The 16,210-nt window shown below is 70.5% G+C and carries 14 protein-coding genes; 9 read left to right on the top strand and 5 right to left on the bottom strand.

All coding sequences use genetic code 11. The annotated features are described in order from the left end of the window. Positions 1–109 precede the first annotated feature (109 nt). Positions 110–1,252 (top strand): ABC transporter substrate-binding protein, encoded by a 1,143-nt coding sequence (locus T336_RS0102345; RefSeq protein WP_026431352.1) that lies wholly within the window; start codon positions 110–112, stop codon positions 1,250–1,252. A 7-nt stretch (positions 1,253–1,259) separates the two neighbouring features. Here T336_RS0102345 and argE read toward each other — a convergent pair whose 3' ends face one another. Beyond that, positions 1,260–2,423: an acetylornithine deacetylase gene (argE, locus tag T336_RS0102350; protein ID WP_019699943.1), complete on the bottom strand. Its 1,164-nt coding sequence runs from the start codon at positions 2,421–2,423 to the stop codon at positions 1,260–1,262. 78 nt (positions 2,424–2,501) lie between these two features. On the opposite strand from argE, the gene T336_RS0102355 reads away from it, so the two are divergent. The 4 genes from T336_RS0102355 (at position 2,502) to T336_RS0102370 (ending at position 7,323) form a co-directional block, all read left to right on the top strand. Then, positions 2,502–3,713 (top strand): M20 aminoacylase family protein, encoded by a 1,212-nt coding sequence (locus tag T336_RS0102355; protein ID WP_019699944.1) that lies wholly within the window; start codon positions 2,502–2,504, stop codon positions 3,711–3,713. Between the two features lie 163 nt (positions 3,714–3,876). Further along, positions 3,877–4,980, top strand: coding sequence for a M14 family metallopeptidase (locus T336_RS0102360; RefSeq protein WP_026431353.1), 1,104 nt, complete (start codon positions 3,877–3,879; stop codon positions 4,978–4,980). Between the two features lie 212 nt (positions 4,981–5,192). Next, positions 5,193–7,019 (top strand): methyl-accepting chemotaxis protein, encoded by a 1,827-nt coding sequence (locus tag T336_RS0102365; RefSeq protein WP_026431354.1) that lies wholly within the window; start codon positions 5,193–5,195, stop codon positions 7,017–7,019. A gap of 49 nt (positions 7,020–7,068) precedes the next feature. Continuing rightward, complete coding sequence (locus T336_RS0102370; protein WP_019700148.1) at positions 7,069–7,323, top strand: acyl-CoA-binding protein; 255 nt, start codon at positions 7,069–7,071, stop codon at positions 7,321–7,323. Positions 7,324–7,350: 27 nt separating this feature from the next. On the opposite strand, the gene T336_RS0102375 is transcribed toward T336_RS0102370, so the two are convergent. After that, positions 7,351–8,508 carry an aminopeptidase gene (locus T336_RS0102375; RefSeq protein ID WP_026431355.1) on the bottom strand — a complete coding sequence of 386 codons (1,158 nt, stop codon included), beginning with the start codon at positions 8,506–8,508 and terminating at the stop codon, positions 7,351–7,353. A gap of 103 nt (positions 8,509–8,611) precedes the next feature. Between T336_RS0102375 and T336_RS0102380 the strand changes: the two genes are divergently transcribed. Then, positions 8,612–9,319, top strand: a complete 708-nt coding sequence (locus T336_RS0102380) for a DNA-3-methyladenine glycosylase I (protein WP_026431356.1) — start codon at positions 8,612–8,614, stop codon at positions 9,317–9,319. 88 nt (positions 9,320–9,407) lie between these two features. On the opposite strand, the gene T336_RS27090 is transcribed toward T336_RS0102380, so the two are convergent. Then, positions 9,408–9,578, bottom strand: a complete 171-nt coding sequence (locus tag T336_RS27090; RefSeq protein WP_011793934.1) for a hypothetical protein — start codon at positions 9,576–9,578, stop codon at positions 9,408–9,410. A gap of 135 nt (positions 9,579–9,713) precedes the next feature. On the opposite strand from T336_RS27090, the gene T336_RS0102390 reads away from it, so the two are divergent. Next, entirely contained in the window at positions 9,714–11,000 is a 1,287-nt protein-coding gene (locus tag T336_RS0102390; protein WP_026431357.1) for a class I SAM-dependent methyltransferase, read from the top strand. 37 nt (positions 11,001–11,037) lie between these two features. Continuing rightward, positions 11,038–11,373 carry a DUF1840 domain-containing protein gene (locus T336_RS0102395; protein ID WP_019700152.1) on the top strand — a complete coding sequence of 112 codons (336 nt, stop codon included), beginning with the start codon at positions 11,038–11,040 and terminating at the stop codon, positions 11,371–11,373. A 12-nt stretch (positions 11,374–11,385) separates the two neighbouring features. On the opposite strand, the gene T336_RS0102400 is transcribed toward T336_RS0102395, so the two are convergent. After that, positions 11,386–12,468 (bottom strand): Bug family tripartite tricarboxylate transporter substrate binding protein, encoded by a 1,083-nt coding sequence (locus T336_RS0102400; RefSeq protein WP_026431358.1) that lies wholly within the window; start codon positions 12,466–12,468, stop codon positions 11,386–11,388. Positions 12,469–12,657: 189 nt separating this feature from the next. On the opposite strand from T336_RS0102400, the gene T336_RS24700 reads away from it, so the two are divergent. After that, on the top strand, positions 12,658–15,108 hold the full coding sequence (locus tag T336_RS24700) for a PAS domain-containing hybrid sensor histidine kinase/response regulator family protein (RefSeq protein WP_051647034.1): 2,451 nt from the start codon (positions 12,658–12,660) through the stop codon (positions 15,106–15,108). A 6-nt stretch (positions 15,109–15,114) separates the two neighbouring features. On the opposite strand, the gene T336_RS0102410 is transcribed toward T336_RS24700, so the two are convergent. Continuing rightward, positions 15,115–16,107, bottom strand: coding sequence for a tripartite tricarboxylate transporter substrate-binding protein (locus T336_RS0102410; RefSeq protein WP_019700155.1), 993 nt, complete (start codon positions 16,105–16,107; stop codon positions 15,115–15,117). Between the last annotated feature and the right edge of the window lie 103 nt (positions 16,108–16,210).

Genomic DNA, 16,210 nt, shown 5'->3' on the forward strand with positions numbered 1-16,210 from the left:
GCGCGCGCAGGCGGGACTGGGCAGGCACTGCGCGGTCTTTCCAGGTTTCAACAACATCGGGGCCGGATCTGCCGCGAGCCGGCTGTCGAGCCCCAGGGGGGATTTCACCATGAAGCAGGCAGTTCTGGGGCGCAGGCGGTTTTCCATCGGCCTGGGCATGGCCGCGGTCGCGGGGTTCGGGCCGGCGCGCTCGCAGTCCGAAGGGCCCATCGTGCTTGGCCAGTCGGCGCCGTTCTCCGGGCCGTCCGCCCAGCTGGGCGTGCAGTTCCACGCGGGTGCGAAGCTGTATTTCGACGCGCTCAATGCCCAGGGCGGCATCGGCCGGCGGCCGGTGGAGCTGCGCACCCTGGACGACGGCTACGAGCCCGACCGGTGCGCGGCCAACACCCGCAAGTTCATCGAGCAGGACGTGCTGGCCCTCTTCGGCTACGTGGGCACGCCCACCAGCCTCGCGGCGCTGCCGCTGTTCAACCAGGCCAAGGTACCCTTCTTCGCGCCCTTCACCGGGGCGGAGGCGCTGCGCCAGCCCTTCAACCGCCTGATCTTCCACGTGCGTGCCTCCTACAACGACGAGACGGCCGTGATCGTGCGGCAGCTCACGCACCTGGGACTGCGCAGGATCGCCGTGCTCTACCAGGACGACGCCTACGGCAAGGCGGGGCTGGATGGCGTCACCCTGGCCCTGGCGCAGGACCAGCTCAAGCCGCACGCCACGGCGACCGTGCCCCGCAATTCGGTGGAAGTGGCCCCGGCCGTGGACAAGCTCGTGGCCGCCCGTCCCGAGTCCATCGTGCTGGTCACCACCTATGCGGCGAGCGCCGCCTTCGTGCGCGCGGCGCGCAAGGCGGGCTATGGCGGCACCTTCTACAACCTCTCCTTCGTGGGCACGCAGGCCCTGGCCGACGCGCTGGGCCGGGACGGCGCGGGCGTGGTCGTCTCGCAGGTGATGCCTTCGCCCTACCAGACCACGCGGCAGATCGCCCGGGAGTTCCAGGACGCGATCAAGAAGGGCGGCGGGAAGGTGCAGGCCAACTATTCAAGCATGGAAGGCTTCGTGGCCGCCCGGGTGTTCGCCGAAGGCCTGCGGCAGGGTGGCGGCAAGTCCACGCGCGAGTCGCTCGTCGCCGGCCTGGAAGCCATCGGCACCGCGACGGTATCGGGCTATCCGATCAGCCTCAGCAGCGGCAGCCACGCCGGCTCGCGCTTCGTCGAGATGTCGATGCTGACCGGCGACGGCCGGGTGATGGTCTGAAGCCTCCTCAGAGACCCTCGAACTCCCGCGTCTGCGCCAGCCCGCGCATGAAGGCCTCGCAGCGGGCCAGTTGCTCCAGGCTCACGTATTCGTCGGGCTGGTGGGCCTGCCGGATGCTGCCCGGGCCGCAGACCACGGTGGAGATGCCGGCGTTCTTGAAGAGGCCGGCCTCGGTGCCGAAGGCGACCAGCGTGGTGCCGGCCTCGCCCGCGAGGCGCTGGGCCAGGCGCGTGACGGGGGCCTGCGCGCTGCCCAGGAAGCTCGGGATCTCGCAGATGGTGTCGAAGGTGATGCCCGTCTGCGGCGCCACGGCCTGCATCGCGGGCTCCAGCGAGCGCGCATAGGCCACCACCTCGGCCTGCATGCGGGCCGCGTCGGCCGTGGGCAGGTCGCGGAATTCGTAGCGGAACTCCGCGTCGCGCGGCACCACGTTGTCGGCGATGCCGCCGTGGAACTGGCCCACGCTGGCGGTGGAGAAGGGCACGTCGAAGCCGTCGAAACGTGGCTCCTCGCGCTCGAAGCCCTCGGCCATGTCGCGCACGCGGCCCACCACGCGCGCGGCCATCTCGATCGCATTCACCGAATGCGGCGTGAGCGAGGAGTGCGCCTCCTTGCCGCGCACGCAGCAGCGGTAGCGGTACACCCCCTTGTGCGCGATGGCCGGCACCATGTCGGTGGGTTCGCCCACGATGCAGGCCAGGGGCCGCACGCCGGCATCGCGCAGGTCGGCGATGAGCTCGCGCGCGCCGAAGCAGCCCACTTCCTCGTCGTAGCTGAAGGCGTAGTGGATGGCGAAGGGCGCGTCGCTCTCCAGGAACTGGCGCGCCTGCGACAGCGCGATGGCGATGAAGGCCTTCATGTCGGCGCTGCCCCGGCCGTAGAGCCGGCCGTCCTGCACCGTGGCCGAGAGCGGGTCCATGCTCCAGTCCTGGCCATCCCAGGGCACGGTGTCGGTGTGGCCCGAGAGGATGATGCCCGCGGGCTTGCCCTCGCCCAGGGTGGCGAACAGATTGGCCTTGGTCTTGCTTGCGTCGTAGGTCAGCCGGCACTTCACGCCGAGGCGATCCAATTCCGTGCGGATGAAATCGATGAGCTCCAGGTTGGAGCGGTGGCTCACGGTGTTCATGCGCACCAGGGCCTGGGCGAGCGAGAGGGCGTGTTCTGACAGCATCGTGGGGGTGTGGAATAACCCTGTCTGGTGCACGTGCGGAGGCAGGGCTAGACTCTCCGGACCAAGGAAGCACCCATTATGAAACTCATCGACTCCATCGTCACCGAGGCGGCATCCATCGCCGCCGTGCGCCGCGACATCCATGCGCACCCCGAGCTGTGCTTCGAGGAAGTGCGCACGGCCGACATCGTGGCCGCCAAGCTCGCCGAATGGGGCATCCCGATGCATCGTGGGCTGGGCAAGACGGGCGTGGTGGGCATCGTGCACGGCCGCGACGGCGGCGCCTCGGGCCGCGCGGTGGGCCTGCGCGCCGACATGGACGCGCTGCCCATCACCGAGTTCAACACCTTCTCGCACGCCAGCACCCACCCCGGCAAGATGCACGCCTGCGGGCACGACGGCCACACGGCCATGCTGCTCGGCGCGGCCCAGCATTTCGCGAAGCACCGCGATTTCGACGGCACCGTGTACCTGATCTTCCAGCCGGCGGAAGAGGGCGGCGGCGGCGCGCGCGTGATGATCGAGGACGGGCTCTTCACCCAGTTCCCGATGGAGGCCGTGTTCGGCATGCACAACTGGCCCGGCATGCGCGCCGGCCAGTTCGCGGTCAGCCCCGGCCCCGTCATGGCCTCGTCCAACGAGTTCAGGATCGTCATCCGCGGCAAGGGCAGCCATGCCGCCATGCCGCACATGGGCATCGACCCGGTGCCCGTGGCCTGCCAGATGGTGCAGGCGTTCCAGAACATCATCAGCCGCAACAAGAAGCCGGTCGATGCCGGCGTGATCTCGGTCACCATGATCCACACCGGCGAGGCCACCAACGTGGTGCCCGACAGCTGCGAACTGCAGGGCACGGTGCGCACCTTCACGCTGGAAGTGCTCGACATGATCGAGCAACGCATGAAGCAGGTGGCCGAGCACACCTGCGCCGCCCACGAAGCCACCTGCGAGTTCGAGTTCCACCGCAACTACCCGCCCACCGTGAACGCGCCGGCCGAGGCCGCGTTCGCGCGCCGCGTGATGGAAGGCATCGTGGGCGCGGAGCACGTCTCCCCGCAGGAGCCCACCATGGGCGCGGAGGATTTCGCGTTCATGCTGCAGGCCAGGCCCGGCGCCTACTGCTTCATCGGCAACGGCGAAGGCACGCACCGCGAGATGGGCCATGGCGGCGGCCCCTGCACGCTGCACAACCCGAGCTACGACTTCAACGACGACCTGCTCCCGCTGGGCGCCACCTACTGGGTGGAACTGGCCCGGCAGTGGCTGTCGTCGCCGCGGCCCGCCGCCTGACGCCTGGCACCGGGCGCGCCACGGCCTGCATGCCGGGCCGCGGCGCGTCTCTTTCGGCCCGCCTCCCCCGTCGCCCCTTTCCTGCCGCGGCTGCGGGCAGTGCCTGCGCTTTCCGCTCCTGCCGCCTCTTCCGTCCGTCATATTTCCCCAGGAATCTCCCAGGATGATCGTCCCTGCGCACGCGTTTTCTTCCACCTATGCGCAGGCCCGCGCACGGTTCCTCGATGCGGCGGCCACGGCCGGCCTCGCGGTGGAGTCGCATCCACATCCGCTGCCGGGCCGCGAAGGCGAGGCGCTGGCGATGGACGTGGTGCGCGACGGGCCGGCCGATGCGCACCGCCTGCTCATCCTGAGCAGCGCCTGCCACGGCGTGGAAGGCCATTGCGGCAGCGGGGTGCAGGTGGTCGCGCTGCACGACGCGGCGTGGCGCGCGCGGGCCCGGGATGCGGGGCTGGCGGTGCTCTACATCCACGGGCTGAATCCGCACGGCTTCTCGCACACGCGCCGCGCCACGCACGAGAACGTGGACCTGAACCGCAATTTCCAGGATTTCGGCCGCCCCCTGCCGGTCAACGAGGCCTACCGCGATGTCGCGCCGCTGCTGCTGCCGGCCCGGTGGCCTCCGTCGCCGGAGAACGAGCGCGCCGTGGCCGCGTTCATCGCCGAGCGCGGCAAAGCGGCCTGGCAGGCCGCCATCACCGCGGGGCAGCACGAGTTCCCGCAAGGCCTGTTCTTCGGCGGCACCGGGCCCACCTGGAGCAACCGCACCCTGCGGCGCGTGCTGCGCGCGCACGGTGCGGGCGCGCGGCACATCGGCTGGATCGACCTGCACACGGGCCTCGGGCCGAGCGGCCATGGCGAGCGCATCTACGCCGGCCGCAACGAGGCCTCCGCCATCGCGCGTGCACGGGCCTGGTGGGGCGGGGGCGGCACCACGCCGGTCACGTCGATCTACGATGGCTCGTCGAGCTCAGCCCTCCTCACCGGGCTCATGTGGAACAGCGTGTACGAAGAGTGCCCGCAGGCCGAAATGACCGGCATCGCGCTCGAATACGGCACCGTGCCCATCCTGGAGGTGCTGCAGGCCCTGCGTGCCGACCACTGGCTGCACCAGCACCCCGAGGCGCCCTCCGGCCAGGCGGAGGCGATCCGGCAGCAGGTGCTGGCCGCGTTCTACACCGACACGCCGGCGTGGAAGGCGCGCATTGTCGAGCAGGCGCGCGAGGCGCTGCTGCAGGCCGCCGACGGCCTGGCCGGCCGGCCCTGACGGCTGCGCGGCCCTGTCCCGCGGGATGGGCGAAAGGCACGGCCTACAGCGATTTTCGTCACGCGCCTGCCGCCGTGTCGCGCATGCCCCCCTGGTTTTTTCGCAAATTCTTGCAAACAATGTCGAAACACCAACCATATCGGCAGTGACCGGGGCGGGAGAGGGCGCTCCGGAACACCACACGGCCGTTCACCGTGACGGGAGGAGCATCCATGGCAGGGCAAGCAAGGGGCGGCTGGACAATGGCGCGACGTCTGGCGGCGATCAACGCGCTCATCTTCGTACTGCTGGCGGTCGCGGCCGTCTCGATCTGGACCATGATGGAGCGGCTCAGCCACGATGCCGAGGTGGTCCGCGCGTACAACGTTCCCCAGCTGCAGCGCATCGCCGAGCTGGAGCTGAACGTCACGCGGGTCTCGCTGCAGCTGCGGCACGCCATCCTCTCGCGCACGCCCGAGGAACTCAACGCCACCCTGGCCGACATCGCGGCAAAGCGCACCCTGCTGCAGAAGACGCTGAAGGATTTCGGGGACAACATGATCTCCGACGACGGTCGCCAGGCCTATGCCCCGATACCGGCGCTCATGGACGAGTTCTGGGCCACCGGCACCGACAACATCCAGCTCATCCAGGCCGGCCGCAAGGATGAGGCGTTCGCCATGCTCGTGGACCGCACGATCCCCGCGCGCAACCGCCTGCTGGCGCCGCTCGGGAAGGAGAAGGAGCGCCAGGGCGAACGCCTGACCGACCGCATCAACGACGTGCAGGAACTGGCCAAGACCGACCGCAACCTCGCCACGATCGCGGTGCTGATCGTGGTGGCCTGTCTCGCCGGGCTGAGCTGGTACCTGAGATCCGTCGTGCGCCAGCTGGGTGCGGACCCGCCCGACCTCAAGCGGGTGGCCCTGGCCGTGGCGGGGGGCAACCTGGCCGTGGACGTGCCGGTGCGCGCGCGGGACGGCGCCAGCGTGATGGCCGGCCTGGGCTCGATGCGCGACCGCCTCGCGGCCGTCGTGACCACCGTGCGGTCCAGTTCCGAGAGCGTCTCCTCCGCCAGCCGCGAGATCGCGGCGGGCAACCACGACCTGTCCGCCCGCACCGAGCGGCAGGCCTCCGCACTCGAGCAGACCGCCGCATCCATGGAAGAGCTCGGCTCGACCGTGCGCCGCAACGCCGACAGCGCGCGCCGCGCCAACGAACTGGCCCAGGCCGCCTCCAGCGTGGCGGCCGATGGCGGTACCGTCGTCGCGCAGGTGGTGGACACGATGAAGGAGATCCAGGACAGCAGCCGGCAGATCGGCGACATCATCGGCGTGATCGACGGCATCGCCTTCCAGACCAACATCCTCGCGCTGAACGCGGCCGTGGAGGCCGCGCGCGCCGGCGAGCAGGGCCGCGGATTCGCCGTGGTGGCGGCCGAGGTGCGCACCCTCGCGCAGCGCAGCGCCACGGCGGCCAAGGAAATCAAGGAGCTCATCACCGGCAGCGTCGAGCGCGTGGGCCGCGGCAGCGAGCTCGTGGACCGGGCGGGGGCCACCATGACGGAAGTCGTCGCCTCGATCCGCCGTGCCACCGACCTGATGGGCGAGATCAGCGCCTCCAGCGCCGAGCAGAGCCAGGGCGTGGACCAGATCGCCGAAGCCATCACCCACGTGGACCAGGCCACGCAGCAGAACGCCGCCCTGGTGGAGCAGATGGCCGCAGCGGCCAGCAGCCTGAGCACCCAGGCGGCCGAACTGGTGCGTGCCGTGGAGGTGTTCCAGCTGGCGCGCGCATCGGCCGTGGCGCCGCACCATGCACCGCCCGCCGGGCCGCCGGCAGCCTCCCCCCGAGCCGCGCCGGCCGCGCCGCGCAGTCCGGTGGCGGTGCCGGCCCCTTCCGCGGCACGGGCGGTGCATCCGCCACGGCCCGTGCCGTCCCTGCCCGGCCGGACGGCGGGCAAGCCGCCGGCCGCCTCCGCCCCTCCGGCGCCCGCTGCCCGCCCGGCCCCGGCCGCCAGCCCCGCTGCGGGTGGCTCGGACGACTGGGAGATGTTTTGACAGGGGCGTCTAAGATACCCACTCCATCCACCCGGAGACACGCTTTCCCATGTCCGACCTGAACGCCGCTTTCGAAGCCGCCGTGGCCCAGTCCAAGAACCTCAGCGAGCGCCCCGACAACCCGACGCTGCTCAAGATCTACGCACTCTACAAGCAGGCCACCGCGGGCGACAACGCGGAGGCCCGCCCCGGCTTCTCCGACGTCGTGGGCCGCGCCAAGTGGGACGCCTGGACCAAGCTCAAGGGCACGGACGGCGATGCCGCGAAGCAGCAGTACATCGACCTGATCGAAACCCTGAGCTGACCGCCGCCGCGCGGCGTCCGCCCCGCTTCAATCCGCGGCCGGCGGGGGCGCGGCGTCCCCGGACGCCGGCAGCGCGGCACGCAACTCCCGCTTCCGCTCGTCCGGCGGCAGCGCGGCCAGCCGGCGCACGGCCTGGTAGAACCGCGGCCAGTCGCCCCCCTCCCGCCGGAACAGCTCCTCGAACGCGGGCACGAGGTCGTCATAGGCCGCCTGCGCCCCAAAGGCCGCGTTGTTGGCTTCGGCCACCCAGCGGTCGTAGCCCGCGATCTGCGCGGGCTGCGTGCCCTGCGCCAGCCAGCCGGCACGCAGCCTGGCGTACCGGGTGCGGAATCGCTCCATCGCCTCGCGCTTGTGCTCCTGCAGCCCGGGCTGGCCCCCTTCCCCGGCAGACCGTGCATACAGTTCCGCCAACTGCTCGCGCGCGCCGCGGGCCAGCGCCCGGAACGCGGCGCGCCGTTCCTCGCCCAGCGCGTATTCGGCCCGGGCCTGCGGCGTGGCCCGCTCGGCCAGCCAGCGGGCCACGCCGAGCCGCTCCACCGCCGTGGCGAACGATTCGTTGAACATCGTGTCGCCGTTGGCATACACCACCTGGTGCGCCAGTTCGTGGAACAGCAGCCGCACGAAATCCCCCTCGGGCCAGCCGATGAACGTATTGAGCAGCGGGTCCCCGCCCAGCCAGTTGGTATAGCCCAGCGTGGAATAGGCGGGCACGCCGTACACGGCCGTCTCCAGCCCGCCGGCGGCGAGGCGCGCGGCTTCCGCCCGTGCGTCGCCTTCCGCGAAGTAGCCCCGGTACCCGATGCAGCCGGTGATCGGAAAGCACCAGGTGTGCAGCGTGAGCGAATCGGGCGGTGCGGCCACCACGTTCCAGACGGCGGCGCGGCGGCCCAGGTCGGCATAGCGGCGGTAGCTGGCGTTGTCGGGCAGGTGCAGTTCCGCGACCGCGAACGCACGTGCCTGCTGCGCGAGTTCCAGCCGGGCCCGCAGCGGCGCGGCGGTGCCCGGCCGCGCGATCCAGTCGTCCACCGGTTCCGCGGCGCGCATGATCTGCAGGTGGCCGCGCACCGATTGCCAGTAGTAGCCCAGCGTGTCGCCGGTATGGGCGCAGCCCGCGAGCAGGGCGCCTGCGAGGCCGGCGGCCGCGAGGCGCGCAGTGCGGGCAGTGGAGGGGATCAGGGAGGTCATGGGCGAGGAGGCGGGCGAAACGGACGGGAAACGGCCCGCAGGAGCACGGTGGAGTGTACGGAGCGGCGGCCGGTTCCCGGCTGCGGCTCCCTAGAATGGCGCCATGCCCCATGCTCCCCTTGCGCCCGCTGCCGAGCCGGCGGCCACCGTGGCCGCCGCCCCCGCATTGCCCGAAGGGCTGTTCGCGGATGGCCCCGCCGAGCCCGCACGCTGCTTCTGGTGCCGCGCCACGCCGCTCTACCGCCACTACCATGACCATGAATGGGGTTTCCCGGTGAGCGACGACCGGCGCCTGTTCGAAAAGCTCTGCCTGGAGGGCTTCCAGGCGGGCCTGAGCTGGATCACCATCCTCAACAAGCGCGAAGCCTTCCGCGCGGGGTTCGCGAACTTCGATGCCGAGCGCATGGCGGATTTCGACGAGGCCGACGTGGCGCGCCTGCTGGCCGACCCGGGCATCGTGCGCCACCGCGGCAAGATCGAGTCGGCCATCCGCAATGCGCGCCGCGTGCTGGAGCTGCGCCGTGAATTCGGCAGCCTGGCGCACTACGTGTGGCGCTTCGCACCGGCCGCGGCCGAGGGGCGGCCCGAGCGGCTCACGCTGGCGGCCGCGAAGTCGCTCACCACCGCGCCGGCCGCCGTGGCCCTGTCGAAGGACCTGAAGAAGCGCGGCTTCGGCTTCGTCGGGCCGACCACGATGTACGCCTTCATGCAGGCCATGGGCCTGGTCAACGACCACATCGAGGGCTGCGCCACGCGTGAGGCGGCGCAGGCCGCGCGTGCCGCGTTCCAGGTGCCCGGGCCCGCGCGCTGAACGGCACCGCGCACAAAAAAGCCCTCGCGCAGGAGGGCTCGGGGGCGCAGGGCGGCCGCACGGGGCGCCGCCGCTGGAAAAGGGGGGCTCAGCCGCCCTTCTTGGAGCGCTTGCCGGGGTTCTTCTTGCTGCGCGTGGCGACGCCGCGCTCCAGGCTCACGCGCTGGCCGCGGCCGCCCGTGGGCAGGGACATGCCAGGCAGCGGCTTCGGCTGGGGGGTGCGCTTGCGGTCGGCTTCGGTAACGATCTTGTTGCCCATGGTGTGAGACTCCTGCTGGAACGTGCTGTGAAAACCCTCTATTAAGCCATAGACGGGCCGCAGGGCGTTCTGGCGGCCGGGTTTGTAAGACAGTTGCCATTGACGCTCGCCATGGCGAGGTCCAACATCCGCCCCATGAATCCCCTGCTGCGCGCCCTGGAAGAGCGGCTGGCCGCGTCGCCGGTCGGGCTCGCGCTGGAGCTGCCCGGTGGCGAGCGGCTGGGCGTGCGCGACGCGCGCGTGGTGCTGCGCTTTCGCGACGCGATGGCGCTCGCCGCCCTGGCGCGGGGCAAGGTGGGCGACGTGGGCGCAGCCATCGTGGAGGGTCGCGTGGCCATGGAAGGGCGCGTGCGCGACCTGATGGCCGCGGCCGGCGCCTTGCTGCGGGGTGATCCGGCGCACGGGTCGTCCCGCTGGGGTGCCGCGCTGGCACACCGGATCCGCTCCTACCGCCTGCACACGCTGGGCCGGGACGCGCGGCAGATCCAGTTCCACTACGACCTCTCCGACCGCTTCTACGCGCTGTGGCTCGATCCGCGCCGCGTGTATTCCTGCGCCTACTACCGCGACGCGGGCATGGCCCTCGCCCGGGCGCAGGAGGCCAAGCTGGACCACATCTGCCGCAAGTTGCGCCTCGCACCCGGCGACCGCTTCCTCGACATCGGCGCGGGCTGGGGCGGGCTGCTGCTCTGGGCCGCGGAGCATTACGGCGTGGAAGGCACCGGCATCACGCTCTCGCGCAACCAGCATGCCCATGTGACGCGGCTCATCGAGGAGAAGGGCCTGTCGGGCCGGGTGCGCATGCTGCTGTGCGACTACCGCGACCTGCCGCGCACCGCACAGCGGCCGTTCGACAAGATCGCCTCCGTGGGCATGTTCGAGCACGTGGGGAGGGCGCGCCTGCCGGAATATTTCGCCTGCGTGCAGGGCCTGCTGCGCCCCGGCGGGCTGCTGCTCAACCATGGCATCACCGCGGGCGGCGTGGACAACGACCAGCTCGGTGCCGGCATGGGCGATTTTATCGAGAAATACATCTTTCCCGGCGGCGAGCTGGTGCACGTGGGCGCCGTGCTGCACGACATGGCCGGCGCCGGCCTGGAGATGGTCGATACCGAGAACCTGCGCCCCCATTACGCGCGCACGCTCTGGGCCTGGTCGGACGCGCTGGAAGAGCGCCTGGCCGAGGCCGAGGCCATCCTGTCGGAAGAGGCCGGAGCCGATCGCGGCGCCAGGGCGCTGCGCGCCTACCGCCTCTACCTGGCCGGCAGCGCCATGGGGTTCGAGCGCGGATGGATGGCGCTGCACCAGATGCTCGCCATCCGGCCCGACGGCCGCACCGATTCCGGCCCCATGCCGGGCGCGCAATCCGGCTACCCTTTCCAGCGCGGCTACATGTACGAGGGGCTGCCGCGCACTTCCTGACCCGCTCCCGTTTTCCTACCTGTCCTCTTCCCGATCCATGCTCTACAAATTCAAGTCCCGGGCCACGGCCGACATCATCATGCTGCAGCCCCACGGCCGCCAGATCCTGCAGGCGATCGGCAAGTCCCCCGACGATGCGCACGGCATCATCACGGCCGAGCAGATCCCCGCGGCCATCCAGTCGCTGGAGGCCGCGGTGGCCGCCGACGAGGCCCGCCGCGCCGAGGGCGGCGAGGCGCAGGACGATGCGGCCGCCGAGGGCCGCGAGGAGCGCGGCGATCCTGCCGAGGCGGTGCGCCTGCGCCAGCGCGCGGCCCCCTTCATCGACATGCTGCGCCGCAGCGCCGCCGAGGGCCGCGAGGTCACCTGGTAGCAGCGCCGCGGCTCAGTCCACCTTGGCGCCCGAGGCCTGCACCACGCGGGCCCACTTGGCGTGCTCGGCCTGGATGTGCCGCGCGAACTCGGCCGGCGTGTTGCCGCCGGGAATGGCGCCCTGCGCCAGCATGCGCTCCTTCACCGCGGGCGATGCCAGCGCCTTGGCGGTTTCCTGCTGGATGCGGTTCACGATGTCGGCGGGCGTGCCCGCCGGGGCCAGCAGGCCGAACCACGAGCTGGCTTCGTAGCCCTTGAGCGCCGGGCCGCCGGCCTCTTCCACGGTGGGCACGTCCGGCAGCGCAGGCGAGCGGGTCGCGCTGGTCACCGCCAGCGCCTTGAGCTTGCCGGCCTTGATCTGCGCCATGGAGGAGGGCAGGTTGTCGAACATCACGTCCATGTTGCCGCCCACCATGTCCAGCAGGGCCGGGCCCGAGCCGCGGTAGGGCATGTGCAGCATGTAGGTGCCGGTCATGCTCTTGAACAGTTCGCCCGCGAGGTGGATGGAGGTGCCGTTGCCGCTGGAGGCCATGTTCAGCTGGCCGGGGTGGGCCTTGGCGTAGCGGATGAAGTCCTGCACGCTCGATATGCCCTGCGCGCGCGCCTTCTCGGCGTTGACCTCCATCACGTTCGGCACCGCGGCCACCAGGGTGATCGGCACGAAGTCCTTGATGGGGTCGTAGGGCAGCTTGCCGTAGAGCGCGCGGTTGATGCCGTGCGTGCCCACGGTGCCCATGAGCAGCGTGTAGCCGTCGGCCGGCGACTTGGCGACGATCTCCGCGCCGATGTTGCCGCCCGCGCCCGCGCGGTTGTCCACCACGAACTGCTGCCCGAAGGAGCGGCTCAGCTCGGGCGCGACGGCCCGCGCGAGGATGTCGGTGGTGCCGCCGGGGGCGAAGGGCACGACGATGCGCACGGGCTTGGACGGCCACGTGTCGGCGCGCGCGGGGGATTGCCAGGCCGCGAGCGCGGCGCCCGCGAGCAGCGCGCAACCCAGGGCGATGGTGCGGCGGCGGCGCACGGCGGCCTCCTGCACGGCGGCAGCGGCATGGGCGCGTGGGCGGCGGGAAGGCGATGCGTCGGCAGGCAGGGGCATGGGGGAGGGCCTTTCGGAAACCGTGGATCGGTGGTTTCGTTGTAGGCCGGGGGGCGCGGCGGCGGCAGATGGATAACCCTGAAACGGCGTGGAATGTGCCCTGGCCGGCACTCTTTGAGAAAATCCGGGACCGCCCGGCGTACGTACCCCTGGAAATTCCCGGAGCCGCCCTGCGTCCCGAGAACGCCCATGTCCGCCCCTCCTGCATCCGATACCGACCCGCGCAGCCCGTTTCCCTCTACCGGAGGGGAGTGCGCCCGGCTGTTGCGTGCCATCGACTGGAGCCGCCATGCGCTCGGCGATCCCCATGGCTGGCCGCCGGAGCTCAAGGCGGCCGTGCGCACCACGCTCAGTTCCCGGTTCCCGATGATGGTCCACTGGGGCGACCGGCTGCACACCTTCTACAACGACGCGTATGCCGCGAGCCTGGGCCGCAAGCACCCGGGGCATCTCGGGGAGCCGGCTTTCGACTGGTGGTCCGAGATGTGGGACCAGCTGGAGCCGTTCTTCTCGAAGGTGCTGGCCGGAGAGAGCTTCTACACCGAGGACGCCCGCTACACGCCCGACCGCGACGGAGCGGCGCGCGAGGCCTATTTCACGCATTGCCACAGCCCGATCTGGGACGACGAGGGGCGCGTGCGGGGCATCTTCCTCGTGGTGACCGAGACCACCCGTATCGTGCTTGCCGAGCAGGGGCGCATCCGCGAGGAGCGCCGCAACCGCCAGATCCTCGACAGCGCGCGCGACTACGCCATCATCAGCTTCTCGCTCGATGGCCTGGTCACCAGCTGGAACGAGGGCGCCTGCGCGGTGCTCGGCTGGACGGAAGCGGAAATGCTCGGCCAGCCCCCGGACCGGTTCTTCACGCCCGAGGACAACGCGCAGGATTTTCCGCGCGAGGAAATGCGCCTGGCGCTTGCCCGGGGCCATGCCAGCGACGAGCGCTGGCACCTGCGCAAGGACGGCCGGCGCTTCTGGGCCAGTGGGGAGATGACACCGCTGAAGGACGAAGCGGGCCGGGTGCAGGGATTCGTCAAGATCCTGCGCGACCGCACGGAGCACGAGCGCCTGAACAGCGAGCGCGACAATGCCGTGCGGGAACTCGGCCTGCTCAACGACAGCCTGAAGGCACGGGTGGCCGAACAGGCGGCCGACCGTGACCGGATCTGGCACCTGTCGACCGACCTGATGGACGTCTGCGATGCCAACGGCCGGCTGCTGGCGGTCAACGACGCCTGGGGTTCGACGCTCGGCTGGACCGAGGAGGTGCTGCTGCGGACCAACTTCCTCGACCTGGTGCATCCGGACGACCGCGAGCCGACCATCGCCGAGCTGCGCCGGCTCGAAGACGGCCACACGACCATGCGCTTCGAGAACCGCTTGCGCTGTCGCGACGGCAGCTACCGCGTCATCTCCTGGGTGGCCCGGCCGTTCGAGCAGCGCTGCTATGCCACCGGGCGCGATGTCACCGAGCAGCGCAGGGTCGAGGACCAGCTCCGGCAGAGCCAGAAGATGGAAGCCATCGGCCAGCTCACCGGTGGCATCGCGCACGATTTCAACAACCTGCTGGCCACCATCATCTCCAGCCTGCAACTGCTGCAGCGCAAGCTCGCCGCAGTCCCCGAGGCGAAGGGGGCGGAGCGCTACATCGCGATGGCCGGCACGGCTGCCCAGCGCGCGGCATCGCTGGTCCACCGCCTGCTGGCGTTCTCGCGCAAGCAGACACTCGATCTGCAGCACGTGGATGCCAATGCGCTGGTGCTGGGCATGGAGGAGATGCTGCGGCGCACGCTGGGCGAGAGCATCCGGCTCGGGCTGTCGCTGGCGCCGGGGCTCGGCATGGTCCGCAGCGACCGCAACCAGCTCGAGAACGCCCTGCTCAACCTCTGCATCAACGCACGCGACGCGATGGAGCATGGCGGCCGCATGACCATCGAGACCTCCCCGGTCGTGCTGGACCGCCTCTATGTCAAGCAGCATCCGCACCTGGAGCCCGGGCGCTACGCCCGGCTCACCGTGACCGACAGCGGCACCGGAATGCCGCCGGAAGTGGCGGCGAAGGCTTTCGATCCTTTCTTCACGACCAAGCCCATCGGGCAGGGCACGGGGCTGGGGCTGTCGATGATCTACGGGTTCTCCCGCCAGACCGGCGGGCACGTGGCGATCGAATCGCGCGTGGGCGAAGGCACGTCCGTGAGCCTCTACCTGCCCACCGTGGCGGATGGCGCGTCACCCGAGCCCGCCGCGCCGACGGCCAGTGCCGACCTGCCGCGCGGCCGCGGCGAAACCCTCCTGTTCGTCGAGGACGAGCCGGGCCTGCGGGCCATATTGGGGGAAGTGCTGGCGGACCTGGAGTACGTGGCGCACGAGGCCGTCGATGCGCCCTCGGCGCTGGAGGTGATGGAGGCGCTCGATGGCCTGGACCTGCTGATCACGGACGTGGGCCTGCCGGGCATGAGCGGCAGGCAACTGGCCGACGTCGCCCGCCAGCTCCGCCCCGGCCTGAAGGTGCTGTTCATCACCGGCTACGCCAACCAGGCGAACGTCCGCAGCGAGTTCCTCGGGCCCGGCATGGACATGATGGCCAAGCCGTTCACGATCGAGGCACTGGCCTGCAAGGTCCGGCAGATGCTGGATTGACCGTCGTCAATCCGCGTAGGTGCCCGCGGCCTTGATGATCGGGCCCCACTTGTTGATCTCGGCCTGCACGAACTTCTTGTGCTCGGCCGGCTCGACGCGCTGGTCGGCGGCCACCACGGCGCCCAGGCCTTCCTGCTTCTTGATGAAGTCGGGGTCCTTCAGGGCGGCCTTGAGGGCTTCGTTCAGCTTGGCCACCACTTCGGCGGGCGTGCCCTTGGGGGCGTAGAGGCCGTGCCAGATGGTGACCTGGAAGTCCTTCACGCCGGACTCGGCCAGCGTGGGCAGGTCCTTGAGCGAGGGCGTGGTCAGGCGCTTGGCCGTGGTGACCGCATAGGCCTTGACCTTCTTGGCCTCGATCTGCGAGGTGGTGTTGGTCGTCTGGTCGCACAGCAGGTCGATCTGGCCGCCGATCAGGTCGGTGATGGCAGGGGCCGTGCCCTTGTAGGCGACGGTGGTCATCTCGACCTTGAGCGCGTTCTGGTAGAGCAGGCCGCACAGGTGCGAGGCGGCGCCCAGGCCGGCGTGGCCCAGGTTGATCTTGCCCTTGTTCTGCTCGATCCAGGTCGCGAGTTCCTTGTAGTTGTTGGCGGGCAGCGAGGGGCGGCCGATGAGCGTCATGGGCACGTCGTTCACGATGCCCAGGTACTCGAAGTCGGTGGCCACGTTGAACGGCAGCTTGCGGTAGAGCGCCGGCATCGTGGCCATGGCGATGTGGTTGAGCAGCAGGGTGTAGCCGTCGGGGTTGGCGCGCGCCACCTTGGCGGTGCCGATGCTGCTGCCGGCGCCGGCGGCGTTGTCGATCACCACGCTCACCCCGCCCAGCGGCTTGCGCATGGCCTCGGCCAGGTCGCGTGCCACGCGGTCGGTGGGACCGCCGGCCGCGAAGGGCACGACGATGGTCACCGTCTTGTCCTTGGAGGGGAAGGCTTGCTGCGCCTGGACGCCGAAAGCGGCGGATGCGGCAGCGGCCAGCAGGGCGGTCTTGAACAGTGATTTCATGGTGCTCCTTACGTGAAGAGGCGCCATGATAGTCATGGGCTTTCGGGCCTACATCAAGGTAATCACTGAGGCGCGGGGATGCAGGGTTTTCAATTTTTTTGCG

The sequence above is a fragment of the Paracidovorax oryzae ATCC 19882 genome (assembly GCF_000687165.1).
Taxonomy (GTDB): domain Bacteria; phylum Pseudomonadota; class Gammaproteobacteria; order Burkholderiales; family Burkholderiaceae_C; genus Paracidovorax; species Paracidovorax oryzae.

What these genes read in the sequence shown, in the direction of transcription:
- T336_RS0102410 (WP_019700155.1), bottom strand. Translation starts at nt 16,107, where the DNA reads ATGAAATCACTGTTCAAGACCGCCCTGCTGGCCGCTGCCGCATCCGCC.
- T336_RS0102395 (WP_019700152.1), top strand. Translation starts at nt 11,038, where the DNA reads ATGCTCTACAAATTCAAGTCCCGGGCCACGGCCGACATCATCATGCTG.
- T336_RS0102380 (WP_026431356.1), top strand. Translation starts at nt 8,612, where the DNA reads ATGCCCCATGCTCCCCTTGCGCCCGCTGCCGAGCCGGCGGCCACCGTG.
- T336_RS0102345 (WP_026431352.1), top strand. Translation starts at nt 110, where the DNA reads ATGAAGCAGGCAGTTCTGGGGCGCAGGCGGTTTTCCATCGGCCTGGGC.
- T336_RS0102400 (WP_026431358.1), bottom strand. Translation starts at nt 12,468, where the DNA reads ATGCCCCTGCCTGCCGACGCATCGCCTTCCCGCCGCCCACGCGCCCAT.
- T336_RS27090 (WP_011793934.1), bottom strand. Translation starts at nt 9,578, where the DNA reads ATGGGCAACAAGATCGTTACCGAAGCCGACCGCAAGCGCACCCCCCAG.
- T336_RS0102355 (WP_019699944.1), top strand. Translation starts at nt 2,502, where the DNA reads ATGAAACTCATCGACTCCATCGTCACCGAGGCGGCATCCATCGCCGCC.
- T336_RS0102375 (WP_026431355.1), bottom strand. Translation starts at nt 8,508, where the DNA reads ATGACCTCCCTGATCCCCTCCACTGCCCGCACTGCGCGCCTCGCGGCC.
- T336_RS0102360 (WP_026431353.1), top strand. Translation starts at nt 3,877, where the DNA reads ATGATCGTCCCTGCGCACGCGTTTTCTTCCACCTATGCGCAGGCCCGC.
- T336_RS0102390 (WP_026431357.1), top strand. Translation starts at nt 9,714, where the DNA reads ATGAATCCCCTGCTGCGCGCCCTGGAAGAGCGGCTGGCCGCGTCGCCG.
- argE (WP_019699943.1), bottom strand. Translation starts at nt 2,423, where the DNA reads ATGCTGTCAGAACACGCCCTCTCGCTCGCCCAGGCCCTGGTGCGCATG.
- T336_RS24700 (WP_051647034.1), top strand. Translation starts at nt 12,658, where the DNA reads ATGTCCGCCCCTCCTGCATCCGATACCGACCCGCGCAGCCCGTTTCCC.
- T336_RS0102370 (WP_019700148.1), top strand. Translation starts at nt 7,069, where the DNA reads ATGTCCGACCTGAACGCCGCTTTCGAAGCCGCCGTGGCCCAGTCCAAG.
- T336_RS0102365 (WP_026431354.1), top strand. Translation starts at nt 5,193, where the DNA reads ATGGCAGGGCAAGCAAGGGGCGGCTGGACAATGGCGCGACGTCTGGCG.